At 35.7% G+C, this 26024-nt stretch carries 25 protein-coding genes; 7 read left to right on the top strand and 18 right to left on the bottom strand.

What is annotated here, in order from left to right:
- Positions 1–14 precede the first annotated feature (14 nt).
- Entirely contained in the window at positions 15–1139 is a 1125-nt protein-coding gene (locus MKY88_RS06645; protein ID WP_193831308.1) for a Ger(x)C family spore germination protein, read from the top strand.
- 195 nt (positions 1140–1334) lie between these two features.
- Here the strand turns inward: MKY88_RS06645 and MKY88_RS06640 are convergent, their stop codons facing one another.
- From MKY88_RS06640 to MKY88_RS06625, 4 genes are all read right to left on the bottom strand, one after another.
- The gene (locus MKY88_RS06640) at positions 1335–2990 is read right to left on the bottom strand and encodes an AraC family transcriptional regulator (protein ID WP_340813226.1); all 1656 of its coding nucleotides are present in this window, start codon (positions 2988–2990) and stop codon (positions 1335–1337) included.
- Positions 2991–3130: 140 nt separating this feature from the next.
- Positions 3131–4093, bottom strand: a complete 963-nt coding sequence (locus tag MKY88_RS06635) for an ABC transporter substrate-binding protein (protein ID WP_193831306.1) — start codon at positions 4091–4093, stop codon at positions 3131–3133.
- A 389-nt stretch (positions 4094–4482) separates the two neighbouring features.
- On the bottom strand, positions 4483–5532 hold the full coding sequence (locus MKY88_RS06630; protein ID WP_193831305.1) for a 2,3-butanediol dehydrogenase: 1050 nt from the start codon (positions 5530–5532) through the stop codon (positions 4483–4485).
- A gap of 19 nt (positions 5533–5551) precedes the next feature.
- A complete protein-coding gene (locus tag MKY88_RS06625; protein ID WP_089985464.1) occupies positions 5552–6190 on the bottom strand; it encodes a GntR family transcriptional regulator in 639 nt (212 codons plus the stop codon).
- 457 nt (positions 6191–6647) lie between these two features.
- On the opposite strand from MKY88_RS06625, the gene MKY88_RS06620 reads away from it, so the two are divergent.
- Positions 6648–8042, top strand: a complete 1395-nt coding sequence (locus tag MKY88_RS06620) for a hypothetical protein (RefSeq protein WP_340813225.1) — start codon at positions 6648–6650, stop codon at positions 8040–8042.
- A 54-nt stretch (positions 8043–8096) separates the two neighbouring features.
- Here MKY88_RS06620 and MKY88_RS06615 read toward each other — a convergent pair whose 3' ends face one another.
- The 6 genes from MKY88_RS06615 to MKY88_RS06590 are packed head-to-tail and all read right to left on the bottom strand — an operon-like array spanning position 8097 to position 12689.
- Positions 8097–8480 (bottom strand): GntR family transcriptional regulator, encoded by a 384-nt coding sequence (locus MKY88_RS06615; protein WP_328202725.1) that lies wholly within the window; start codon positions 8478–8480, stop codon positions 8097–8099.
- 7 nt (positions 8481–8487) lie between these two features.
- Entirely contained in the window at positions 8488–10059 is a 1572-nt protein-coding gene (locus MKY88_RS06610) for a hypothetical protein (protein WP_340813224.1), read from the bottom strand.
- Positions 10049–10750, bottom strand: coding sequence for an ABC transporter ATP-binding protein (locus MKY88_RS06605; RefSeq protein ID WP_328202729.1), 702 nt, complete (start codon positions 10748–10750; stop codon positions 10049–10051). Before MKY88_RS06605 ends, MKY88_RS06610 begins: the two co-directional genes overlap by 11 nt.
- A 17-nt stretch (positions 10751–10767) precedes the next feature.
- Positions 10768–11547 carry an ABC transporter permease gene (locus MKY88_RS06600; RefSeq protein ID WP_328202730.1) on the bottom strand — a complete coding sequence of 260 codons (780 nt, stop codon included), beginning with the start codon at positions 11545–11547 and terminating at the stop codon, positions 10768–10770.
- A gap of 4 nt (positions 11548–11551) precedes the next feature.
- Positions 11552–12454, bottom strand: a complete 903-nt coding sequence (locus tag MKY88_RS06595; protein ID WP_328202733.1) for an ABC transporter ATP-binding protein — start codon at positions 12452–12454, stop codon at positions 11552–11554.
- The gene (locus tag MKY88_RS06590; protein WP_340813223.1) at positions 12438–12689 is read right to left on the bottom strand and encodes a PLD nuclease N-terminal domain-containing protein; all 252 of its coding nucleotides are present in this window, start codon (positions 12687–12689) and stop codon (positions 12438–12440) included. Before MKY88_RS06590 ends, MKY88_RS06595 begins: the two co-directional genes overlap by 17 nt.
- A 185-nt stretch (positions 12690–12874) precedes the next feature.
- On the opposite strand from MKY88_RS06590, the gene MKY88_RS06585 reads away from it, so the two are divergent.
- On the top strand, positions 12875–13414 hold the full coding sequence (locus MKY88_RS06585; protein WP_036147586.1) for a transcriptional regulator: 540 nt from the start codon (positions 12875–12877) through the stop codon (positions 13412–13414).
- A gap of 33 nt (positions 13415–13447) precedes the next feature.
- Positions 13448–14308 (top strand): YitT family protein, encoded by an 861-nt coding sequence (locus MKY88_RS06580; protein WP_036226711.1) that lies wholly within the window; start codon positions 13448–13450, stop codon positions 14306–14308.
- 29 nt (positions 14309–14337) lie between these two features.
- Here MKY88_RS06580 and MKY88_RS06575 read toward each other — a convergent pair whose 3' ends face one another.
- The gene (locus MKY88_RS06575) at positions 14338–15504 is read right to left on the bottom strand and encodes a YbfB/YjiJ family MFS transporter (RefSeq protein ID WP_340813222.1); all 1167 of its coding nucleotides are present in this window, start codon (positions 15502–15504) and stop codon (positions 14338–14340) included.
- 102 nt (positions 15505–15606) lie between these two features.
- Here MKY88_RS06575 and MKY88_RS06570 point away from each other — a divergent pair, with 102 nt between their 5' ends.
- Positions 15607–16479, top strand: coding sequence for a LysR family transcriptional regulator (locus MKY88_RS06570; RefSeq protein WP_340813221.1), 873 nt, complete (start codon positions 15607–15609; stop codon positions 16477–16479).
- A gap of 187 nt (positions 16480–16666) precedes the next feature.
- Here the strand turns inward: MKY88_RS06570 and MKY88_RS06565 are convergent, their stop codons facing one another.
- On the bottom strand, positions 16667–18268 hold the full coding sequence (locus tag MKY88_RS06565) for a Na/Pi cotransporter family protein (protein WP_328202872.1): 1602 nt from the start codon (positions 18266–18268) through the stop codon (positions 16667–16669).
- Between the two features lie 281 nt (positions 18269–18549).
- Here MKY88_RS06565 and MKY88_RS06560 point away from each other — a divergent pair, with 281 nt between their 5' ends.
- A complete protein-coding gene (locus tag MKY88_RS06560; RefSeq protein ID WP_193831295.1) occupies positions 18550–18855 on the top strand; it encodes a hypothetical protein in 306 nt (101 codons plus the stop codon).
- 9 nt (positions 18856–18864) lie between these two features.
- Here the strand turns inward: MKY88_RS06560 and MKY88_RS06555 are convergent, their stop codons facing one another.
- From MKY88_RS06555 to MKY88_RS06535, 5 genes are all read right to left on the bottom strand, one after another.
- Positions 18865–20376 (bottom strand): sensor histidine kinase, encoded by a 1512-nt coding sequence (locus MKY88_RS06555; protein ID WP_340813220.1) that lies wholly within the window; start codon positions 20374–20376, stop codon positions 18865–18867.
- Positions 20360–21061 (bottom strand): response regulator transcription factor, encoded by a 702-nt coding sequence (locus MKY88_RS06550; RefSeq protein ID WP_340813219.1) that lies wholly within the window; start codon positions 21059–21061, stop codon positions 20360–20362. The genes MKY88_RS06555 and MKY88_RS06550 overlap by 17 nt, the downstream gene beginning before the upstream one ends.
- Positions 21062–21109: 48 nt before the next feature.
- Positions 21110–21697 (bottom strand): DedA family protein, encoded by a 588-nt coding sequence (locus tag MKY88_RS06545; protein ID WP_340813218.1) that lies wholly within the window; start codon positions 21695–21697, stop codon positions 21110–21112.
- Entirely contained in the window at positions 21697–22269 is a 573-nt protein-coding gene (locus MKY88_RS06540; RefSeq protein ID WP_328202745.1) for a class I SAM-dependent methyltransferase, read from the bottom strand. Before MKY88_RS06540 ends, MKY88_RS06545 begins: the two co-directional genes overlap by 1 nt.
- A gap of 413 nt (positions 22270–22682) precedes the next feature.
- Positions 22683–23696: a hypothetical protein gene (locus MKY88_RS06535; protein ID WP_193831291.1), complete on the bottom strand. Its 1014-nt coding sequence runs from the start codon at positions 23694–23696 to the stop codon at positions 22683–22685.
- Positions 23697–24304: 608 nt separating this feature from the next.
- Between MKY88_RS06535 and MKY88_RS06530 the strand changes: the two genes are divergently transcribed.
- Positions 24305–25204 carry a hypothetical protein gene (locus MKY88_RS06530; RefSeq protein ID WP_069480509.1) on the top strand — a complete coding sequence of 300 codons (900 nt, stop codon included), beginning with the start codon at positions 24305–24307 and terminating at the stop codon, positions 25202–25204.
- A gap of 164 nt (positions 25205–25368) precedes the next feature.
- Here the strand turns inward: MKY88_RS06530 and MKY88_RS06525 are convergent, their stop codons facing one another.
- Positions 25369–25965 (bottom strand): TetR/AcrR family transcriptional regulator, encoded by a 597-nt coding sequence (locus tag MKY88_RS06525; protein ID WP_340813217.1) that lies wholly within the window; start codon positions 25963–25965, stop codon positions 25369–25371.
- Between the last annotated feature and the right edge of the window lie 59 nt (positions 25966–26024).

The following is a 26024-nucleotide window of genomic DNA, read 5'->3' as shown; positions in this document are numbered from 1 at the left end:
AGGGGAGATTATAAATGTCCCATTACTATACTTCCATATTCAAAATAACATTAATTTTTCCTTTATTATTTATTCTAGGCGGCTGTTTAGGTACGAAGGAAATACAAAGTGAAGTTTATATTACCGCTCTTGGTATTGATTATTCTAATGATGTGTATCATTTATATTTTCAAGCTTTCGGATTTACGAATGTTGCGGGCTCAGATCCTAGCATTGCATCTGAGCCAGCTCCAATTGTTGTTGGACATGGAGAAGGTGAAACAATTCAGGGAGCAATCGATGATATAGAAAAAAATTCTGTTAACCCTTTGTATTATGGACATATACAAACTTTCTTTATTTCCAAAAATGTATTGGATGGTCATTTGGATGAATTTTTTGATTTTTTTAGTAGGGATTATTATCTGCGTTACAATACTTTAGCTTATGGATATGAAGATGATATTAAAGAGATAATGAATGTACATGGTCTCTTTTATAAACCGCCTATATTAACATTTCCTTATGATCCAAATGAACAATTATTCTTTAATTCATTCATCTCAACCAGTACTGTACAAGATATGATTAAAAGATATTATGAACCAGTTGGATCAATTATGGTTCCTACAATAAAAGTTAGTGAAGATTATTGGATGGAGGATAATAAATCTAAAAATATATTAAAAATAAATGGTGCTTATTTTCTTTCACGTCAAAAATTCAATGGTTGGATAAAGGAAGAAGAACTTTCAGGGCTAGATTGGTTTAATAAGGATTTTAATAACATGAAATTATCAATAAAGGATAAGTCAGTTTCGATGTTTATAGATAATATAGATTATCATATAGAAATTGTGGATAATTCAATTCCTAAATATATTATCAATTTAGAAATAAAAGCTTCAATCAGAGAAAATCCAAAAAATATTGAAAAAAAAACAATTGAAAATGATATTAAAAATATTTTTTTATCACAGTTTCAAAGTACATTTAATAAAGGGTTGGAAATAAACTCTGATGTCTTCAATTTTTCAGAAAAAGCTTATCGCTTCAAGCCCCAATCATGGACTGTAGATAAATTAAATTCAATTAATGAAAATTCAATTAAAAAATTTAATATAAAAGTTTTCATAAAGGATGAAGGGGCTAATAAATAATTTGGCCACCTGCATCTTTTTTGACCCTACACTCCGGTTAAGTTGGTGAAGGAAGTACGCAGAAATCGTGGCTCTTCATTCCAATCAACTTTTAGAGAAAAATAACAAAAGCTATCGAGGGTACTTCTCGATAGCTGTAAAATAAATATTTGTATGATAGTAAGCTTTTGAAGGTTGGTGACCTATCCCTCTTCTTCATATCATCCTCTTAAAAATATTTGGTAGTTCTTCTAGTAACCGTCCCCGAGTAATCGGGTCATCATAATTCCATATAGCATCTAAAAAATGAGTCTTACCAGGACTTAACTCGGCTAAAGCCAAAATATGTGGACAGTGAGAGACAGTATGTAATTCCTTACGAGAAGCTAAGACAAAATTACGATCTCCAGCATAGTGGCTTATTTGCTGGTGCTGAATTTCTATCCATGCCTCCCCTTCCTCGATTAGGTGCATCACTTTTTCTGAGGGACGAAAGCCCAGTGATTCATATAAAGAGCTCGCCAATCCATTCATGCCCATAATATAAAGCTTTTCACCTAACTTTAGATAAACAGTAGCTGTTTCTCCAGTTACATAGGCATCTGCTAATTGTCTCCGCACCAATCTTACTTTGTCTTCATATGTAGTAATCCATTTCTCTGCAGCCTTACTACGTTCAAAAAGTTTGGCGATATACCGTAACCGCTCAAATAGTCTAAACTTTTTGTCCAGTACAACCGTTGGAGCAAGCGCATTTAGTTCCTGCAAATCTTTTGGATAATAGCTAAGTAATATAAATTCAGGCTGCAGCTGTGCTATTTTATCTGGATCGGCCCAATACCCGATACTCTGAATATTGCGTAGCTTATTATGATAAATTACGTTATCTTTCATGATAGAAATGGCCGCTCCTATTGGGGAAATACCTAAAACTAATAATTCGCCAAGTGTATGTTTGCCATCTGTCACAATACGTGTGGCATCTTGAGGAACAAGAATCTTTCTACCAAGTGAATCGATAACTGTTCTTTGCTGTGTACGGAGTTGGATATTCGCATATTCACGTGGAGTGTTGCCAGTTAATTTATGAAAACACCTACTGAAATAATATTCATCCTTAAATCCAATTTGTCGAGCTATTTTGTTCAATGGCTCGGTGGAATTACATAGAAGTTCTTTTGCCTGGTTTATTCGTAAATGGACTAGATAATCAGTTGGTTTTTTGCCTGTCAACATTTTAAACTGTTGACTATACTGCCACCTGACCATTCCAGCCATATTCGCTAGCTGTTCTACCGTCAAATCTTCATCATAATGCTGTTCCATGTACTGGATAGTATGTTGAATCATTTTTGTCTTTTCTTCGTTCTGAAAATCGATAGCTTGCTGATCTAACTGGCCCATCATCCCTAGAATCAGTTGAAGTCTACCTTGCATCATAGCCATTTCTGATGAGGATAGAGAGGAGCAAAATTGATTCTTCATCCACACTTCATTCCCTAATACTTGCTTAACTTGAGAATATAATAGCCTATAAGGATAACCACAAAGCAAGGGTGGATGAGCAACCGGATGTAAAGCCCTTCCTTTTACTTCAAAGGTTTCAAAGGTAAAACGTGCAAGCTGTGCCTCTCCGGTACTTGATTCCACAGTGTAGCGTTGTACTGGTAAAACTAGAATGCAGCTCCCTTGTCTTAGATCAATTGCAATTTTGTCTACAAAGAGGCGTATGCCATGACTAAGTGCTATTAATAATGTGCACAAATTCGTTTCAGTGTCATTCCTCTTTTTATAGCTCATCGCTGCCGTCTGCTGATTAACTTGAAAACTCTCATAGTGTTGTAGCCTAGTATACAGGCATGCAAAATTCATAAGCAACTCTCCAACAATTGAAAATGATTATCATTATCGTTATAATTATAACATAGATTGATTCACTATCAACGATTGTTCGAGGATTCGTTATTTTAGCAAACTAGCAGTTACAAAAATTGATTGAATAGATACAATTTTTACTGCTTGTGCATCCATTCTGGTAGCTTTTTATATAATTGCTCCAAAGCTAGCAATTCATCTGTATTCCACTCATTAGCAACAACATAAACATTTCCTTTTTGGACTGCAGGCAATGTTCCCCATATTGGACTTTGTAGCAGCCGGTCAGCTTCTGATTCACTTTCATCATCCTCTTGTACAATGACAAACAAATGATCACCAGCAAACTCTGAAAGTACCTCTTCTGAAACCGTAACGAAAGACACACCTTCTACATCAATAATATTCTTCTGTACTGCTGGAGGGACAGCAAAGCCATTTTCTCCATAAATAATAGCACCAAGGCTACGATCGCCCATAACATAAAGCGTTTTACCTAACTGATAGAAAACCGTTGCAGTCTCCCCTTCTGCTAATTGAATCTTTTCAAACATTTCTTTAAAGTGTGTTTCAAATTTAGCAATCACTTGATCTACTTCTTCCTGCTTGCCCAATATATTCCCCATTTCCTTTACACGTTCTGTATAAGGAAGAGCTGGATTGAAGGGAATCGTAGTGGCTATTTTCGCCAATTCTTCATTAAAATTTGGATCCGCCTTGTAATAACCATTAATAATCAGATCGGGTTTTAAAGTCAGAATCGTCTCTAAGTCAGCAGGATTTCCAATATCAACGATTCCTTCGAGTTTACCTTCATAGTAACTAGCTGGATCTTTCGGAAGATTATTACCTACAACTGGAATATCCATCGCCAAGAAATCACCAATCGTCTGACCAATATAAACCACTCGTTTTGGATCAGCAGGTACTTCAACTTGTTCACCAGTAATCGTTGTATAATGTACTGTTTTCTCACCTTCCTCCTTCTGTTCATCAGCCACATTGCTATTAGCATTAGAAGTACTGCATGCTGATATGATTAACAACAGGAGGACTCCCCCTACCCATCGTATTATTTTCTTTCCACGTTGTTTTGTCACATTTGTTGCTCCTTTCCTTTCGGCCTTTAATTGAAAATGATTATCATTTACAACATTATTATAATTTGTGTGAAAAGGGGAAACAATGAAAAAAACGCAACGATTTCTTTGTATAAATGTCAATACTTGTCCAAAACAAAGCGATTTATTGAAGAAGAATATGAACCTAGGTAAATGCAATTAAATTATTACGTATTACTACGGACGGAGCTCCTTTACTTAGTTTCTGGGGGCTTACTTTCGAAGGTGCAGCTTCTTTGCTGTTTGTGCAAGCGGGGATGCTGGGATTGCTGGTGAAGGTCTGAGGGCTTCATGTATAAAGATATAGGAAAGGAGCATGGCTGTAATTACCCATGCTCCCTTTTTAAAAATAGGAATATATAAATCTGTTAGTTTTCTCCACTAATTGCAACTAAAATTTTAGATTGCGTTTTGTCGCTTGTTAATGTTTTAAATCCTCTGTCAACAATTTCATCTAGTTCAATTTGGCTTGTAATGATACCTTGTGGATTTAGTTGACCCGAGCTCATTGCATCAATTGTTCTTTGGAAAATTGACGGTGTATACACAATGGAGGATAGTATATTAACACCTGTATTTGTAAGTTGCATTGGATTCCATTCGATTGGTCTAGCAAAAATCGAAACAATCATCATATTACCTCGAGGTTTTGTTACATCAATTGCTTGCTTAAAGGTAGGAGCAACTCCCGCAACCTCAAAGGATACATCCACCCCATCTGCAACAATTGCCCGAACTGCTTGTACAGGATTTTCTTTACCTGAATTAATAGCATGTGTTGCACCTAATTCTTTTGCCTTTTCTAATCGGTCATCAGATAAATCCAATACGATAACTTTACTTGCGCCAGATGCTTTTGCAGCGATTACTGTTAATAACCCAATAGGTCCAGCCCCAAATACTGCAACCGAATCTCCTAATGTAACCCCAGCATCTTTGACAGCTTGTACAGCAACAGCCATCGGTTCTACTAATGCACCATCTTGTAATGTTAAGTTATCTGCTAAACGGTGAATATTTGTTACAGGAACATTAACATATTCGGCAAATCCACCATCTCCATGTAATCCAATAAAGTTAAATCCATCATAGCGATCGACATCTTCATGTTTGTTTCTATAAGTTAAAGTAGGATTGATGACAACTCGGTCTCCTGCCTTTAAGTCCTTAACGTTAGAGCCAACTTCTTCAATAATACCAGCAAATTCATGACCCATTGTCAACGGGGCAACTTCACCAGTTAAATCTGCTTTTACATCAACAGGTACGAAAACTGGACCTTCTTCGTATTCATGCAAATCACTTCCACAAATACCTGCCCATGCTACTTTTACTTTCACTTCTTCTTCTCGTAAAGCGCGTAATTCAACCTCTTCTACTCGAATATCTTTCACACCATGCCAAACTGCAGCTTTCATTTATGTTACCCCCATAAAATTATTTAAATTGGTACCATAAAATAACATCTTTAATAGCTACTCGTGCATGATCAAAATCCGACGCTTCTATACATCTGATAAATGTATTGATGGACATATGGTAGGATTCAACTAGATTCATTTTCCATTTTGTTTGGGCAGCTACATTTGTAACAAAGATTGTTTCTTTAAAAAATCGTAGCATCGCAATATTTCCTGAAACATCAAAAAACAATTGTAACAAGTGAGCAAACGAAACAACATATTCATAAATATTTTCAGCAGACTTTTTTTGCTTCATCGCTTCAAAACGAAATAAAAGTTCATTTTGCAAATCGTCCGTCCATTTAGCTTCACATTTTGTCAGTGCAAAATCCAAAAGGTTATAAAGCGCTTCCAAATAATCCTTCAATTCCTGATCAGATATGGTCTTCACTCTTACACCTTTATGTTGTACTTTTTCAACTACACCATCTTTTTGTAAAAGATAAAGCGCCTCACGGACAGGTGCATGACTTACTTGTAACTCTTTTGCAATTTCCGCTTCTATTAAGCGCTGACCTTGTTCATAATAGCCAGAAAATATGCGAAATAATAATTGTTCAGCTATTTGCTCAGAAATTGTCTTTTTTGAAATTGAATTTTCATCAAACCCCATTAAACCACTCCAATAAATTTATATGTTTTATTTTAACATAGTTCAGTGTATAGAGTGATTAGCTACAGGTGTTATATATTATGGATTATAGATTATCGATAATCTATAAAAGTATTCTATTATAAAAATCCAAATCTTTCAATTATCTTGTTTTGGGTAGGAGAGAAATTCAAATCTACTAATGGAGTGGTTATTACGCTGATTACTTTCATGGAGATAGTTAAGAAGTTATGTAACACAAGGCTGTAAACAATTAGTACCCCTTTTATTTATACAATTCATTAAGATTGATCAAAGTACCTCCTGTAATGGTAATCCCCTATATGTATTGATTGTTTTATTGCCAATTAGCAAATCACATTTTCCTTCACTTAGACTGAAATTTTTTTAAATTTATCACCAACTTTTTTCCCCTTCATATTCTATAGAATCAGATTGAATATTGAGGGGGAAACGTATGGGGGTTGAATTTACTGCTCTCCATTGGATTTACGTTATTTTTATTGTGCTTATCATTGGATTTATGGTTAAACGTCGCGATACCACCCTCATTTGTGTAGTAGGCATATTCATGCTAGCAATTGTTGCGACTGGCGATTTAACTTCATCCATTAGTGGTGTATTTAATAGCTTTATTTATGCCATTACAGAGTTGTTATCTACCATTCTTATCATTTCTATTATTGTTGCTATGAGCCGGGTCATGATGACTTCAGGAATTAACGAGGTTATGGTTGCGCCATTTACGAAAATCATTAAAACACCAGCTCTTGCCTATTGGACGATTGGCCTATTAATGATGATTATTTCTTGGTTTTTCTGGCCTTCACCTGCAGTGGCATTGTTAGGGGCAGTACTCTTGCCTGTTGCCATTCGAGCAGGTTTGCCAGCACTCGGAGTGGCGATGGCGATGAACTTATTTGGTCATGGGATAGCATTATCGAGTGATTTTGTCATCCAGGGGGCACCGAAGCTAACAGCAGATGCTGCTGGCATTCCTGTTGGGGATGTTGTGTCTGCTAGTATTCCGCTCGTCATTACTATGGGGGTTGTAACAACCATCGTTGCTTATATTTTCTTGCGTCGGGACATGAAACGTGGAACTTTACTAAACACAGCAAATACTACTGAAGAAAACGGTGAACAAGAATCGGTAGAAAATTTACTGTCAATTGGGCAAAAACGTTTCTTCGCTGTGCTTATTCCGATTGCTTTTATCTTAGATGTCATCGCCATGTCGGTTTTCAAATTACAGGGTGGCGATGCAACTGCTTTAATTGGTGGAACCTCCGTTTTCATATTACTTTTGCTTAGTATCGTAGCCCATAAAACAGAAGGACTTGAAAAAACAACAAGCTATTTAATTCAAGGCTTTCAATTCGGCTTTAAAGTCTTCGGACCTGTTATCCCGATTGCAGCTTTCTTCTATTTAGGAGATGCAGGCTTCACGCAAATTCTCGGAGATCATTTACCCGCTACCTCGCACGGTATTGTCAATGATCTCGGTGTCGGTCTTGCAGCAATAGTCCCTTTAACGAAGGATATTGCAGTAATCACTTTGGCAGTAGTTGGTGCCATTACTGGATTAGATGGCTCGGGCTTCTCAGGAATTTCCTTAGCGGGCTCTGTCGGAAGCTTGTTTGGTAATGCAATAGGCGAAGGAACTGCTACTTTAACTGCTTTAGGGCAAATTACTGCTATTTGGGTTGGCGGAGGAACACTGATTCCTTGGGCATTAATTCCAGCAGCTGCCATTTGTAATGTGAGCCCATTCGAGCTCGCAAGGCGGAACTTAATCCCTGTAGTCATTGGGCTTGTTGTGACGACGATTGTAGCGGTGTTTTTGATTTAAATATAATAAAAAAAGAGGTGGCTCTTTTAGGAATAGGAGCCCTCTCTTTTTAATTTAACGCTCTGTATAATATTTTTGTAAAACTCCTTCGAACATCTGTTTTAGGTGAATTTCATTAATCCCTAAAATAGAAGATTCTATAAGTATTTGCTCAATACTTATAGATATTTGTTGAAGATATATATTTATTGCTTCCCCAGAATCAACAATAACAATTGCTTTGGAATGAGGTTTAATGGTGATGATCCCTTTTTTCTGAAGTTCCTTGTAGCTTTTATGAACAGTATGAAGATTAAGATTTGTTTGGATTGCTAAATTTCGAATGGATGGCAAATAGTCATCTTTTTTTAGATTCCCAGTCACTATGGCTAATAGCAGCTGCTGAGAGAGCTGCTGATAAAATGGAACTTTACTTCTACTATTTACTTTCAAATTCAATTGCCAACTATCCCTTCATTTTAGAAATGACTCCGTAAATTAATGTAATTGTACATAGTAATGCAATGAACGAAATAATAATGGTTGCTGTTAATGAGGGAATTCCAACAAACAATAGAAAGAAATGAAGAAGCAGAGTGACGATTAAAACAGGTGTTCCGTATAATAAGCTTATTAATACAGTTGGATTGGATTTAATGGCTTCCGATGGGTTTGACCATGCAAGGAATGGATGTTTTTTATCATAAAGTGGCGTCACGACATTATAAGCAATGACTATAAATATGGTCATTGCTAAAAACAAAACCGTCATCACATCCCCTTTGCCAAATAACGTATAGATTATGTAACTTATTAAGACCGCTCCTACACTTATGCAGGAGGATACAATAACTTTGGCCATATAAATTTTCCGTGGATTAAATGGAAGCGTTATGCTGGATGCATAGTATTTTCCCTCTCTTGAATAGGGTGTTCCACTAATATTGTTTATACAACTCATCAGCAAAACTAAATAGACAAATAGATATCTTTCATCATTCATCAGCCAATCCGATTTTAATATATTCATTTGAATACTTAGTAAGAAAATAATCGTACAAATAGGTGTTAACATGAATCCTATAATAACTTGCATTTTATAATATGATTCCGATTGTAAAATCCAATATTCACGTTGCAAATAATAGACCCAAGATCCTTTTATACCACTTCCCCAAACCTTGGTCGTTTTTTCTCTCTTGTTTACAAGTAAGCCATATTCATAATACTTAACTGCATTGATTATAATGGTTGCTTTAAACAATACATAGCATAGGATGATGATTGCAGTGAAATAGATGAAGCTTTGTATAGTAGTCATTGGAAACAGTGCCTCTACCAATGATTGTTGCATGGTAAAACGATAGCCTATCTCGAATATCGTAGAGATTGATGCCCTTAAAGATGAGAGTGTGGAAGTATCCAATTTCTCCATAGCAACGCTAATTGCAGGATAATTTCTCATCACAAAATAGAAGATTGGGCTTATTCCAAGAACTAAGATAACGATGATTCTCAGCAAATACACGGATGTCTCATTAAATACAGTTCGAAAATGATTGAAAATGGATAATATAAATAAAAGGAACAGTGTAAGAAATACATTCATGGCCAATATAAACAGTATTGTTTTGATCGCTATTCCTAGCTCCCACTCTATCCAGACTAAGATAAATGTAGGTATTGATAGAATACTAACTACCACTAATGGCAATACAACCCCACTGACTATTTTCGACATGATAATATGCTTCGAAGAAATAGGTAAATGACCCATAATAAAAAAATCATTTTGACTAAACACTACCGAAACAGCAAAATATACGATTAAAATATAGGTGACACCGCTTGAAAGAAGCATATTATAAAATAAAAATATCTCTGGGGTCACCATAAAGTACATCACGAAGGTGAGTATCACGTATTGGATGGATACATAAAGGATGGCAAGAATGAAAAGAACCTGGATTATTGGTTGCTTTGGCTTTGCATAAAGAGATGTTAAGAAGAACTTAATTAATAAATGATTAGCTGTCATTGGTTTGCTTCTCCAAAAATATAGTCTCAAGGCTTCCATCTACCAATAAATTTTCCAAACGTTCATGCAATATAATTTTCCCATCTTTTAAAAATGCAATGGATTGACAAATTTTTTCAGCCACATCTAACAAATGGGTTGAAAATAAAATAGTCCCCCCACTATCTATATAGTCCTTGATACAATTTTTAAACGCAACCACAGCGAGAGGATCCAAACCATTTAAGGGCTCATCCATGATAAGGAGAGGTGGACAAATTGTAAATGCAGTAATTAATGCCATTTTATGAAGCATTCCATATGAATACGTTCCCAAAGGTTTATTAATACTTGCCTCCATTCCAAAGCTCGTAATAAGTCTTTGCAGTTTAGATTCTTCCTTCTTTTCATACAGTTTTAAAACGAAATGAATCCAATCATACGCAGTGATGTTTGAAAACACATGAATCGTATCCGGTATAAAATAGAATTGCTTTTTATAATTCAGTGACTGTGATTTCGGTACATTATTAATTGTCACTTTTCCGTTATCTTGTTCTACTAATCCAATTATACAATTTAATGTGGTTGTTTTCCCTGCCCCATTACCACCAACGAACCCAACTATCTCTCCCTTTTCTACCTTTAACTCTACGCCTTTTAAAACCTCATGTGATCCATATGCTTTATGTAAATTTTCTACCTTTAACAATTTCTACCTCCTCCCATTTAAAACTTCTTTCTTGCAATGAAATGGCGCATGGTAGCAATCAACCATACAACTAGGAGCATCGTAAATGCAATATGGAAACCATACCAAGCTTTTATATCCCCTGACATCAATATAGTAGTAGCATGCAAGCTATTACTGGCGGGATTAACAACATCCAAGAGCGGATGTAAACCAGCAATAAAACGGCAGATAAATAGGACGACAATACTTACTAACGCTATAAAAGCCGTACTATTAAAAAACGTGCTCATCATGGCAACAAACGTAATAACAAACAAAAGCCACACACAATAAAATAGTAAAGCCAGCAAAGCATGCGTCACTGGTACCGTCGTAAATAAATAGGATGTATAGCCATAGGACATACCAAAGCCTAGAGCTATACAGAAAACAGCAACTAGATAATGGACAATAATTTTACTATTTAAGTAGGATGAGATAGATACTGGTCTTGTAAGAATAAATGCCATCATTCCATTCGCTTTTTCACCTTGTATAATACTCATCGCTGCAACTGCTAAAATAATAATACCTAACTGATCAAACTGTGAACTTAGGGTTGTGGCCAATACTTCGCTTCCATCCGGCTTTGCCAAGGTTGGGTCAATCATTATACCCTCTACACCACCCATTGATTGCAAAATAACCGGCATGTAGTACATCATAATCGGCTGTGTTAACCCAAGTAAAATAAAGACAATTGGTAGCCAGACAATTTTAAATTCCTTCGTCATTTGAGTTATTTCTTTTTTACTTAATGCCAAAAAAGTATTCACAATCTCACACCACCAATTCTAAAAATATTTCTTCTAAGCTTTCATGAATGCCCATTTCAAACTTTAACAACATGACATTTGAGTCTATCGCATACTGTACCAATCTTTGAGCATCTTCCTCCAAATGATGGACGTGTATTTTAAAGCCATTTCTTTCATTTTCGACTTTCTTGACATAGGATAACTGTTCAACCATTGTTACCCAATCAAAGTCTTCTTGGCGAATCATCAAATAGATGGCAGATTCTTGGTGACGTTCCAGCAACTGATCTTTTGTAGCGTCCTCTATTTTGTGACCATTTTGAATGACGACAAAGCGTTCACAAATTTCCTCCGCATCACTCAATATATGGGTTGAAAGTAAGATGGTCGTTTCTTTTTTAATCTCTTTTAAAAGATTCAACACTTCCCGCCTTCCAATTGGATCTAAAGCTGATACTGGCTCATCCATAATCATCAAAGCTGGTTTATGCAATAAAGCTTGTGCGATGCCAAGTCGTTGCTTCATACCACCAGAAAAAGTTCCAACCTGAAAATGTGCTTCTTTCCCTAATCCAACTTTTTCTAAAAGCAAAGGAATTTCGTGCTGTAATTCATTCTTTGGTAAACCAGAAAGTGTTCCCATAAAGGATAATGTTTCAAATGCTGTCATCCAGGAGAAAAAATTAGGATATTGAGGTAAATAGCCAATCTGATTTTTCATCCTTGTAATTTCTTGACCATCGAGAAGGATTTTTCCTTCATCTGCATATAAAATGTCCGCTATGATTTGAATCAATGTCGATTTCCCTGCTCCGTTTGGTCCAATTAATCCGACGCACTCATTCGCATCAACGACCATTGAAAAATCATTCACCGCCGTTTTTTGTTTAAACCTTTTTGTAATGCCTTTAATTTCTAAGCGCACGTGTATTGACATCCTTTCTACCAATCATGAAGTATAAAACAGGACCAATTGTATTAAAAAACACAATAATAATTGTCCACATTAGTACGTGTTCTCTCCTATTTCTGTTGCGGTATAAATCAATTAATGCAATTAGAATGAGGATAGATCCCACTAATAAAAATGGCAAAAGAATAGGAAGTATACTCGTCCAATCGAGTTGACTGATTTCATCAAAACCATAGTGTAATTTCATTGCTAAAACCTCCAATCATTATCATTATCAATAATGATAACAAAGTTGTTAAAAATTTTCATTACCTTTTTACTGTACATCTTCAAAAAATATCTATAGTATATTTTTTGATAATGTTCTCATTTTGATAACATTCAAATGCTTTCCTTGATACCATCTCATTATTTTATTAGGAGGATCGGTTTATGCGCAATAAAGCAGAGGTATTAATGCACCCTGTGAGAATGAAAATTTTACAAGCTCTGATGCACAATAAAGAAGAAGGTTTAAGCACTTTGGAGATGATTTCGGTCATTAAGGATGTACCGCAAGCTACTTTATATAGACATATCCAAATTTTAGTGGACGAAAACATCATAAAAATTGTGAAGGAGCGAAAAGTCCGTTCTGTTACAGAGAAGTTTTATGCATTAAATGAAGGAGCAGCAAAACTTAGTAAGGAGGATTGGACACAGCTCACAACTAAGCAAAAATTAAATTACATTTCCTACTATCAATTAGCACTATTATCTCAATATCAAAATTATTTACATTCACTTGATGAAAAAGAAAGTATTACAGATTTAGCTACTTTTTCTTTCATTGACTTATCGTTAACAGCTGATCAATTTAAGAGCTTTGAATATGAATTGAACGACTTATTAACTAAATACTATAATATGGCCGACTCAAGTAAAGGTTCGGAGACTAAAACAATTGCAATAAATATTATTCCAAAACCTTAGGTAGTATTTTACGTAAAGAAATGGAGAAGATTTATGAAAAAAGGAAAGTCACTAGAAAACACTCGAAAATTCATTATGATTATTATTGGGGCAGTTATTGCTGCTTACGGACTAGAAGCTGTATTAATTCCAAATGCTGTCATTGATGGTGGTGTAACGGGTCTCAGTATTATGGGGGCACACCTATTTGGACTCCCATTAGGCTTACTGCTCTTTGTCTTAAATATTCCGTTCATCTATATCGGTTATAAGCAAGTTGGAAAAACCTTTGCCTTAATGAGTAGTGCTGGGATCGCAGCATTATCCATATCAACAGTTCTTTTACATGATGTCAAAACCATTTTAGGCCCAAATGATCCCTTACTAATTGTCCTATCTGGTGGTATGCTGCTTGGGGTAGGTATCGGGATTGTCTTACGTAATGGTGGTGCTTTAGATGGTTCGGAAGTTTTAGCTGTATTACTATCACGTAAAATTCCATTTTCAGTCGGCGATATTATCTTATTTATCAACGCCTTTATTTTCTTAGGGGCAAGCTTTATCTTTGGCTTAGAGAGCGCTTTATACTCAGCGTTAACGTATTATATTGCGAAAAATGTAATCGATATTATCCAAGTTGGTTTAGAGAAATCAAAAGAAGTCCGTGTAGTTAGTGCTAAATCTGAGGAGATTGGGGACGCAATCCAAGCTCGTCTCGGACGTGGTGTTACCTATACACATGGACGTGGCGGCTTCTCCAATGAACCAACTGAAATTTTAAACTGTGTCATTAACCGTATGGAAGAAAACAAGTTAGTTTCTATTATTAAAGATATCGATGAAGGTGCCTTTGTTGTGATTTCTGATGTTTCAGAAGTTCGTGGCGGGAACTTTAAGAAACGAGATATCCATTAAAATAAGAGTAAGTAAGACGCCAACATGTCTTACTTACTTTTTTCGTATTTTACCCCACCTAATAAACTCAACGCCCCAATGATTACAACTGTCGCTGCACCAACTAATGAATATTGGTAGCTATTAGTAGCGTTAGCAAGTACCCCTGCTACAGTAGGTCCTACCATCTGACCTAAAGCATAGCCAGCTGTTAAATAGCCTAAAATTTGGTGACTGTTTACTGGCACAATGCGCCTTGCTAGTGTTGTGACAATTGTAGTGATACCCATAAAGGTTGCCCCAAAAATAAAGGCACTTATATAAAGCATAATTGAATTTGTTGCAAATGCCGGTAGAGCTATTCCAACTGCTTGAACAACCATAGAAATCAGTAATATTTTCACATATCCATAGCGCTGTGCTAGCTTGGAACATACGATGCACGATGGAATAGCAGCTAAACCAGCTACAAACCATACCAGTGCTGCATTTCCATGAAAGCTTGTTGATTCCTGTGCAATCGAAACAATAAAAGTTCCTGTGACAATATAGCCAAGCCCCTCTAAACTATAGGAGATAATTAACCATTTCATCCATGACTTAGGTGGCATTTTTGGTAATGGTATGGATTGATTCCCCCACTGTTTTTTACTCCGTGGAATAGGCTTTATGAATAAAGCAATAAAGACAAATAATAGAACACACAACAAAGCTAAAGCTATCCATGTTCCATTCCACTTAAAGATTGCATGAATGGGCGAAACTATGATGGCACTTATGGCTATTCCAATTCCTACACCACTATAGAAAAGCCCTGATAAATGCGATTTATTACTATCCGCCAATTGATCAAGGACTAGACTAGCAATAACTACAAAAATAAAAGCACTCATCACCCCAGAAATAAATCTGAGGACATACCATATAATGATCGTTTCCGTAAAACCCATAAAGGCCGTAGTCAGCATACTAATTATAAGACCTGCTTGTAAAAAGGGAACACGTTTCTGTTCAATTGGTAATCGTCCCACTACTAATGCCCCAATCAGGTAGCCTAAATAATTGCTGGTTGCTAAATAGCCTGCCGTAGCACGACTAAACCCTGATGCTTCTTGCATATAGGGTAGAATGACTGTGTATGAAAAACGTCCGATTCCCATCGCGATCATTAAAGCGAATACGCCACCTATTAAATAGTGGATCGTTTGCTTTTGCATAGTACCACTCCTTCTCTTCTCCACTATATCGAATCTTTAGGTATCACAAATACACTTAATTGGTTATAATTGATATCAAAAAAAATGATAGCTGGAGGGCATATGAATATTAATGATCTGACTATCTTTCGAACAGTCGTTCAAACAGGAAGTTTTTCTAAAGCAGCTGCAACACTTAATTACACACAATCCAATATCTCTATGAAAATTCAAAATCTTGAGGCTATGTATAATACAACATTATTTTATCGGGGACATCGAGGTATTCAGCTAACAGCTAAAGGGGAACAATTTTACGAGGTCGCCTTAAAAATGCTTCATCTCTATGAGAAATCCTTTGAACTTTTACAAGATGATGAGAATTCGAGTGGCGTTTTACGGATTGGCTCAATGGAAACAACAGCCGCCTTGCATTTACCTACCCTATTGACGACATTTCATCAAGCTCATGAAAAGATCGATATTACTATTTTAACAAGTCCATCTCAGTACAATATTGACCGTTTAATAAACTATGAAATAGATGGTGCCTTTGTGACTGGGCCCGTTTATAAAGAAAATATATTGATCAAGGAATTTGTCAACGAAGAGCTTGTCATCATTACATCAAGCAACCATAAACCTATCCTCGATTTGCGTGATATCGAGGACAGTACAGTAATTTCGTTCAGACATGGCTGTTCCTACCGAGCCGTTTTCGAGCATTGGTTACATGAGGACGGCGTACAGCCAAAAAATAGAATGGAATTTGGTACGCTTGATGGAATTATTGGCTGTGTGGCGGCTGGTCTAGGTATTACCTTACTCCCCCGCGCCATAGCAGAAAAATATATGGCAGCCTATCCATTAAAGCTACATGAAATAACAACCAAGCAAGCCCAAATTCCTACATGTTTTATTTATCGTAAGGATGAAGTACAATCACCCATCCTCCAATATTTTATAGAATCTATAGAAGCTTATCATCCTTGTTAAGGGATCTAGGATTTTTCGTATTTCTCCGGCACTTTTGTGGGGCTACACGTCACTTTTGAGGTTCTATCCGTCACTTTCATAGTTTTATCCATTACTTTTGGTGTCCTATCCGTCGCATTTGAATGAAAATCTATTCATTCTATAAAAAAGCTGTTCAGTAGTTTTTTACTCTCTGAACAGCTTAATTTTAGGAAATAACAGTTTCTGCTATGTTGGATGCATGATCTCCGATTCTTTCCAAATTACTTACGATATCTGCAAATACAATGCCTGCTGAACCTGAGCATACGCCTTCATTTAATCGCTGAATATGCAATTTACGTAAACGCCTCTCCATATTATCTATTTCATTTTCTTTTTCTACTACTTGCTGTGCTAAAGATCGATCCTGATTGTCGAGAGATTCGATAGCCATTTTTACAGTCTCTAATGTAAAAATAAACATATCTTCTAACTCTTTCAGCGCTTGGTCACTTAATCGGACGCGATTACTATCTTTGTATTGAAGAAGCTCGATAATATTTTCTACATGATCACCAATACGCTCGATATCTCGAATATTATCAAACAAAGCGTGATGCAGTTGAGAATCCTGGTTCGATAGAGACTGCTTTGATAACTCTATTAAATATTCTGTGGATTTACGATCTAAGTTATTGATAGCTTCTTCTAATTGTTCGACCTTGCCTACCAATTTTGTGTCAGCTGTTTTTAAGATCGCTAACGTTTCTTCTAGACCTAGAATACTATATTCTCCCATACGTACAACTTCCATTTTTGCTTGGCCTAGTGCAATGGAAGGTGATTTAACAATTAAATTTTTATCCAAAAATTTTGGTTTATATTCGATGGCTGAATCTTCACCAGGAATTAATTTTGTTACAACATATGCCCAAACGCCAATAAATGGTAGTTGAATAAGTGTATTAATGACATTAAAAGTTCCATGAGCAAAGGCTATTTGCATTTTTGGTTCTAAATTAAGCAACCCAGCAATCCATTCTACATAGTTCGTAAATAAGCCAAGTATCAGCATAAAGATAATTGTACCTACCACGTTAAACAGTAAATGAGTGGCAGCAGCTCTTTTTGCTGCTATAGAAGCACCTAAGGCAGCTAAGATGGCAGTAATGGTTGTTCCAATATTATCACCAAACAAAACAGGTAATGCTCCGTGTAAAGAAATTAAATCTTCAGCATAAAGTCCTTGTAAAATACCTACTGTAGCAGAGGAAGATTGAACAATTAAAGTAAATATCGTACCTACTATTACACCTAAAATCGGGACATCAGACATTTGGACAGTCAAATCTAAAAATGGTTGCCAATCTCGAAGTGGCTTCATTCCGCCACTCATAAGCTCTAAACCAATAAATAAACCGGCAAACCCGAACAGTACTTGTCCAATATTTTGAATGATACTTTTCTTAAAGAAAAATAAACAAATGGCACCGGCTGCCATAATGGGATATGCATATGCGCCTACATCAATCCCTATTATAAATGCTGTAATAGTTGTTCCAATATTGGCACCCATAATTACGCCGATCGCCTGGCGCAATTTCATAAGTCCTGCACTAACTAGTCCTACTGTAATAACAGTAGTTCCTGAACTGGACTGTATAAGAACCGTTACAATAATACCAACTAGTACACCCATTAATGGATTTGTTGTAAATTTATCTAAAATATCTCGTAGACGGTCACCAGCAGCCTTCTGCAAACCATCCCCCATAAATTTAATAGCAAAAAGAAATAAGCCTAACCCTCCAAGAAATTGGAAAATCATCTCCTGTATATTGATATCCAATCCATTCAGTCCCTTCCTTGTTGTCAGACTTTATTATTAATAGTTTTAAGCTTGCTGTATATATCATTTACAATGGATTAAATAAATGTTTACACTCCCTTTACAATTAGTCCAAAAAACGGACAAAAACAAATAGTATTCAACAAAAAGCAAACAGAAAAAACATGTGAGAAATCGCTATTAGGATTTCCACATGTTTTCTTTTGACGACTGAGAAAATTTCCTATAGGCTTGAAATAGACTGAGAAGGGGGGCTTTTTATGGATATGTTTATTGCCAGTAACCGTCAACTACCCATCCGTTATTATGTGCAAGAAGCTGTTTGGATTCGCCGTGGCGGTAGTACCAAGCTTCCTGATTTAACATTGCCATTTTTCGTTGAGGTAGAAATTAAAAGTCACTACAACCTAGCGATCATTAGAGATTATATTTTTGATTTTCAAAAGCAATACAAACAGACAGAAATTCAAATATTAATTAAAGACACTGCTTTTTTAGCTGCTATGCAAGATATGCTTGCAAGCTATGAACAAAAACATCACGCTATTACTATTTACTCGCTTTAAACAGATTTGTTACGCCGTAAATGGCAATGAGATAATAAAGTACAATGTCTCGTTCTTGTATTTTGCGTGAATTTTACCTCCGTGAAGTTCCACGATGCTTTTGGCAATCGCTAGTCCAAGCCCTGAGCCCTCCGTCACATTTGTTCTTGATTGATCCTTTTTATAAAATCTTTCGAATAAACTATCAAGTTCCTCTGCGGTAAATGCATCACTTTCATTGGCCACACAAATTCGAATTAGGTCGTCTTGCTCCTCAAGTGAAACTAAAATTTTCCCGTCACCAGCGCTATAGTTTATAGCATTGATTAATAGATTATCAAATACTCGAACCATTTTTTCAGAATCCAGTGCCACAAAAATACGATGTTCTGGAAAATGTTTGATAAAAAGACGTTGTTTTTGCTCTGCTAGGGGCACTAACTCCTCCATCAGTTGATCAAGCAGCTCGTTCAAACAAACCTGTTGTCGTACTAACATATTTTTATCATTCATTAACTTCGTATAGTCAAATAAATCATCAATTAAATTTTTCAATTGCTCAGATTTAGAAAAGGCTATCTTCAAATATTCTTCATACTGTTCTTTTGTCTCATACTTCTCTTCTCTTAATAAACGCAAGTAGCCCATAATAGAGGTAAGCGGTGTTCTTAGGTCATGAGAAACGTTTGTAATGAGGTCATTCTTTTGCTGCTCAACTTTTCTTTCCATTTCAATGCTGGTCATAATTTCTTCTGCCATTTGATTGATATTATCCGTCAATAAGGCAATTTCATCCTGCCCTTTTTTCTCGATACGATAAGCTAAATCACCCTTTGCGATTTCCATAACCCCCTCAACCAAGGATTCTATTTGCGTCATTTTACGTTTCGTTATATAGAAAAACGACAAGATAAACAAAATAACCCCAATGAAAAATGGTATAGGTCCTTCCCTAGTGCTCGTTATCACTTCTCCTTGCGGAAGTCCACTTACAATGAAATAGTATTTTTTATCTTGCAAGGTCAGCGGTACTAAGGTAGAAAATTCTTCACGTGAAGTTACCATGTTGGGAGGCGCTTCTTCAAACGGCTGATTCATCGTAAAATTCATGGCATTCCTAATTTCTTCATGTAAATCGATGTGTTTTTCTTTTACTTGCTTTGTTTTGTATAAAACCTCACCAACCTCATCCGTTACGATCATCTTTAACGTATTCTGATGGCTCTCCATTTTTTCATTTTCTTGGTCGATTGATTGACGTAATGAATCAACACTGTTTTCTTGAATCGCTAACTCCGCTATATCGAGTGCTTGAAAATACATCACCCTCATACTGAAACTATAATCAATAATAGCGCTCTCATTAATATTTTCAAATAATGGAAGAACTGCACGGGACACTAAAAAACTTCCAAGAGCACATAAAATAAATGTCGTAAATAGTTGTATTCTAATACTACGTTGAATATTGTTTTTAATTTTTTCACCAATGTGGGTTATTAACCCTACTAGCTTGAAAAATAGCCTAAAGATCCTTTTCAACTTTATACCCTACTCCCCATACGGTTTTGATATATTGAGGATTTCTTGGATTCGTTTCAATGCGCTCTCGAATTTTTCGAATATGTACCATCACTGTGTTTTCTGATTGAAATGCTTCCTCTTTCCAAACTCTTTCATAGATTTGCTCCGCACTCATCACAATTCCTGGATTACTTGAAAGTAATTCTAAAATAGCAAACTCTCTTGGCGTTAGCTTTACTTTTTCATTGTTAACCAAGACCTCATGTGTCGCTGTGTTGATTCGTAAGTCTCCAATTTCAATTTCATCACTGTTACTTTTATTCAAGCCATTTAATTTTAGATAGCGCCGAAGCTGTGATTTAATTCTTGCGACTAGCTCTAATGGGTTAAAGGGCTTGGTGACATAATCATCTGCTCCTATTGTTAAGCCCATAATTTTATCCATATCCTGAGATTTAGCAGTCAACATAATAATAGGCATTTCTGCTATTTCCCTTACCTTCATACACATTTCCATACCATCCACATTCGGCATCATTAGATCCAAAACGATTAAATGTATCTCCTGTTTCTTTAATAGCTGTAAACCCTCCTCACCATCACATGCCTCGAGCACTTGATAGCCTTCGTTTTTTAAATAAATCACAATAAGATTTCTAATTTCCTTTTCATCATCCACAATTAGAATTGTTTCGTTACTCATCTAACCCCACCATTCAAATATTTACCAATATGAACGTTCCTATTTTAACTATATTTTCATTTTTCGTATATAAAAATAATAAAGACAGCTGATAATGACAATAATCATGCCCAAATAGATTCCATATTTCGTAGCCAGTATAGAAATATGCTCAATGTGGCTCCCAAACAATAAACCCAGTGTGAAATAAATAAATGTCCATACAAATCCCGTTGTGTAGGAAAACAACGCATATGTTTTAAACGACATATTATTCATCCCCACCAAGTACGGAAGAATATGCCTGACAATCGGGATAAAGTAACTAAAAACTAATGCAAAATGGCCATATTTATCAAGCAGTTCTTTGGACTTCAATAAATATTTTGCCTTTTTTCTTTTAAGCAATTTATCGAGTACTTGATGACCGAATAGTCTACCTAGGACATACCCAATCGATAGACCCGAAACGACACCTAAATAGGTAACCAAAAAAGATTTCCATATACTCATCGTCTCTAATGTAGATAAAAAGCCACCACTCATCACAATCATTTCATCTGGCAGAGGCATGCCGATGATGCCTAGCCATAAACTAAAAAACAATGAAAAATAGCCATATCGTTCAATAACTAATAAAAGATCCTGTAGCTCCATTAACCGATCCTCTTATTTCCTAATTTACAGCTAAGTACATAGGCTGGTGGCATATTATTCCAAACTTTTTCATGGGAGATATCCCCGAAATATTTTTGAAAAAATGATTTTTTCACAAGTGAATATTGGAACGTAATAAATTTTCCATTGTGCAAACAACCCTGCACATTTTTTAAAATACTGCATGATACCTCAGCCTCTAAGGAAGTAAAGGGGAGTCCTGAGATGACATAATCAATTTTTTCAATACGGAACTCGGCCATATACTGCATCAAATTTTCTGCCGAACCATTTATGACCACAACATTCTTTTCCACTGCGAATTTTTGCCGTAGTTTTTCACAAAAAGCTGTATTATGTTCAATGAGAACAAGCAATGTTTCTGGATTTCTTCTTTTCACAAGCTCTCTTGTAAAAGATCCCGTTCCTGGCCCCAATTCGACAATACAATGAGCATTATCAAAACAAATAGGTTGTATCATTTTATAAGCTAATTTTTTGGAGCTAGGTGAAATGGCACCAATTGTTTTTGGATGTTTTATAAATTCAGTAAGAAACGTGATGAAATTCATGTTTACTCTCCCCGCTTTGCTTTAATCGTTGATGGTTCTAACTATAATGAGAATTTCTTAAAGAATTGCGAGGAGAATTCTTAATATTTCCTTAAGAGTTTACATTATTTAGTTGTATTTATATTGGGCTATCTACGGATGGGTATTTTTTAATTAAACGCATCTTCCCTTTAGCAAATATAATGTAGCCCCATGCCTTTTCGTCTCCATGAAGATTCATAAAATTTATCGCCAGTTTTAGATTCCTTGAACCCAGCCCCTATGAAAAAAATTGTGACCAACTTTTGTTCCCCTCATATAAATTTTTTGACAATAAAAAAGAACACGCTAAGATCTTTGAACCTTTAAATGGCTCATTTGTCTTAACATGTTCTAAAATTATTATTCGAAATAGTGAGTCTGCAATACTCAGATTATTTTATGCCTCCACTAAATGGCCAAAATAAAATATTAATACCGACCTTTGTCCCAATCGTAAGATACGCTTCTTTGCTTTGAGCATCCCCTGCTATCACTACATAATATTGACCGGCTTTGTATGCATACACATAGCTATCACCATGTATATTTTCTGCTATAGGCTTGCCGAAATATGACTGTAGCTTTTCATTTAGCTCTTTTCGCGAGCCCATTATTAAATCTACTTTGCTGATAGTATTAACTACTTCCATTCCGTCAAGCTTATTTTTAGGAGGGAAGCTGTAAGCTGCTTTTTGTGTCTTATAGAAAGGAATTTCGCCATAATCAAGCGTGCCTTGTATATTGGCTTTTAAAGATTTATATTGCATGCCTAAATGCCCTGGCACCCATTTTAACTGCCCCTTCTTCGCTACATCAGCAAATTCTTTATCGATATAATCTATTTCTTTTATCTCGCCTTCTTTAGTAAGTGAAAAATATTTTGTATCGAATATCCCCGTAAATTTATCGGCCATGGCAACATAATCTTCATTATACCCCTCTATGCCTATTTCAATTATATTAGGTGAAAGGAATTCGGCGTTGATGCCAGTACCATTAGCAATCTCTTTTTCTAGGAAAATTTCCCCATTTGGACGTACTCCGACTAATTGGAGGGTGTCACCGCCACGGCCAGAATCTCTATAATACATAAATGTATCTTTGTTTCCGGTAATTGTGAACTGCATATACCCTTCCATAAATGGACCTCCGAAAGAATATACTTCATTCTTACCTTTTAGGAGTATTGGCTGGCATAAGTTGTTTGACTCACCTCTATACACTCCAATCGACAATCCGTTGGTCAGTTCCAATGGGAAAAATTTGTTTTTACAAAACTCTGGATTTGATACTCTATGTATTTTGGAAACTTTTTCATTAGCCGCATCCACAGGCTGACTAAAGGCTGAAGCAGTAGCCACTAGCATAAGAACAAAAGTAATAATGATTTTAGTTAAATTCCTCAAAACGTTTCTCCATCTCCTTACTATATTTTTTATTAAACTTCCAATTTCATTATAGCTTGCAGAGTTGGAAAATTCTACAATAAATCCATATATTTATCTCTAATTTTATATATTAGGTGTATTTATTGTGGTAAAAAATTAGGTAAATGAGCTTGTGTGAATTAAATAATAAGATCTATATAAATAAATTCAGAATAGGAAATCATTATTACAAGTGAGTATATAAATGTTTGGGTGATTAGGTTTACAGGAGATATTAGTTCCGGTTCATAAAGTGAAAGGGCCTCAGTAAAAATAGTCTTAAAGTTTATATTCACTTTTTAAGAGGAGAAGTGAAGGAAATTAAAAAATAATGGACACATTATTGAGTTTTAATGATTTATTGGATTCTGAGGTAGCTATTTAATGGATAACTCCCTTACTCCTATGCATCAACCCATCTCCACTTAGTACGATTTATTTTTTTCTAAAGAGTCATAAAAGGTTAAAAGGTACATTATTCTAATGATTATTTACTACACAAATTAGGCATACAATTGCTACCAATCGAATAGAAACCTATATAGGGAACATTTTATTATGGGAAAAATAAAGTGGGGTGTGAAAGGATGCTTAAAGTAAATAATGCAAAAGAGATGGTACTTGGAATTGTGCAAGATGACCCATTGTTTGTTGCGCTACAGCATACGCCTTTAGAGGAGAGCCTATACAATGATGATTATTTAGCGGACATCGATGAAACTAATCACTATACGATAGCAGAAATCGCTGGCTGGTTCGATATTACAGATGCCATGCTTCGCTACTATTTAAAGCCGTTTGAGCAGTATATTTTCGACAATGCTACACCGAATGAGCATGGAAATATCCGTTTAGACTTACCAGCTATATTAAGGCTAAGAATGATTTTATTATTAAAGGATGAATATCGTGTGAAGGGTATAAAATTATTGCTTGGTATTGATGATAATGGTCAGCTGTTGAGGCATCAAATTACGGCAACGACTATGGATTCCGGGGATTTATCTCATAAAATTGATGTTCTTGGAAATGTCCTCCAGCAAATGATTCAAACAGGGCTCTTTCAGATTTTGCCAGATGAGAAGCATGGAACATTACAAGTTAACATTAATCAGGAATTTCTTGCCGAGAACATTCAACGATTATCCTCCGATTCTGCCCTTCAGTTTGAGGAAATTCAAAAAGAAACATCTGAACTAAAACAGGAAAATGAAAATCTCCAACAACAGATTACCGAGCTACAAGAAAATAGTGTCAAGGATATAGTACAGAAAATTAGAGAGCGTCATATCGAAAATGAAATCGTTTCTACCTTACGTACGGAAGCATTACAGCAATTTTCAATGAATAATCAAGTTAGTTTTTTCAAAAGGATGTTCAGATCCTCTCAAATTGAAATGGAAAAAGAGCAATTCGTTTTAAATTATATTTCTACTCATTTAGAAGAACGCTTGGAAGTTGCATTAAATGATTATTATGGAAAATAAATTTGAATACGCATAATTAGAACATGAGTAAGGCTGTGAATGATGCCAATCATGTTCTTTTTCATTTTCCCATTGTGCTCTATTTCCCATACTTAGCATTATTCGAGTTTTTATAAGGAGCAAAAATCTACATGGCTCATTCTACGCTATGTAGATTTTTATGTTTAACTGCTAGCTAGTACATTCCCTAAAAATCGCATTAACCGAAAATGTAACGTGACCATTTCTTCTACCGTTAAATTGTCATTGCCCTTTTCTAACCATTCTTGAATCACTCCTAAAATGGCAGATGCTACAAAGGCTTGTAAGTATTGTTGAAATTCCGGGTCCTTCACTTCTTCGCGAACTACCGATAATCTGTCCAAAATATGATGGCCGAATATGGTTTTCATCTTTTGTGTAAAGCTAGGACTTCCCTGTTCACCTAATAACATACGAAAGGCGGGGACATGCTCTTTTATGCAGATGATAACCTTGATGAACGGTTGATATAGTTGTCCCATTTTTAATGTTTGAAAAGCATCTACTGGTTGTACATGCTTCACATAGCGTTCTAATTCCATCAAAAGTTCCTGCTGCAAATCCTCCATTACTTTATATTTATCTGAGTAATGCAAGTAAAAGGTTCCTCTATTAATTTGGGCTATTAGTGCTAAATTTTTTACTGTCACACGTTCAAAGCCCACCTTCTCCACTTGTTGGATCAATGCCGATTTAATCGCTTGTTTTGTTTCAAAATTCATCTTGTCATGTACGGACAATGGGCTTCCCTCCATATACTTAACACATACTGGCAAACTGTTTATTGTATTTGCTCACA

Origin of the sequence: Lysinibacillus sp. FSL R7-0073 (genome assembly GCF_038009065.1) — a bacterium.
Classification (GTDB): domain Bacteria; phylum Bacillota; class Bacilli; order Bacillales_A; family Planococcaceae; genus Lysinibacillus; species Lysinibacillus fusiformis.
This window is presented reverse-complemented; position numbering and strand designations above follow the sequence as displayed.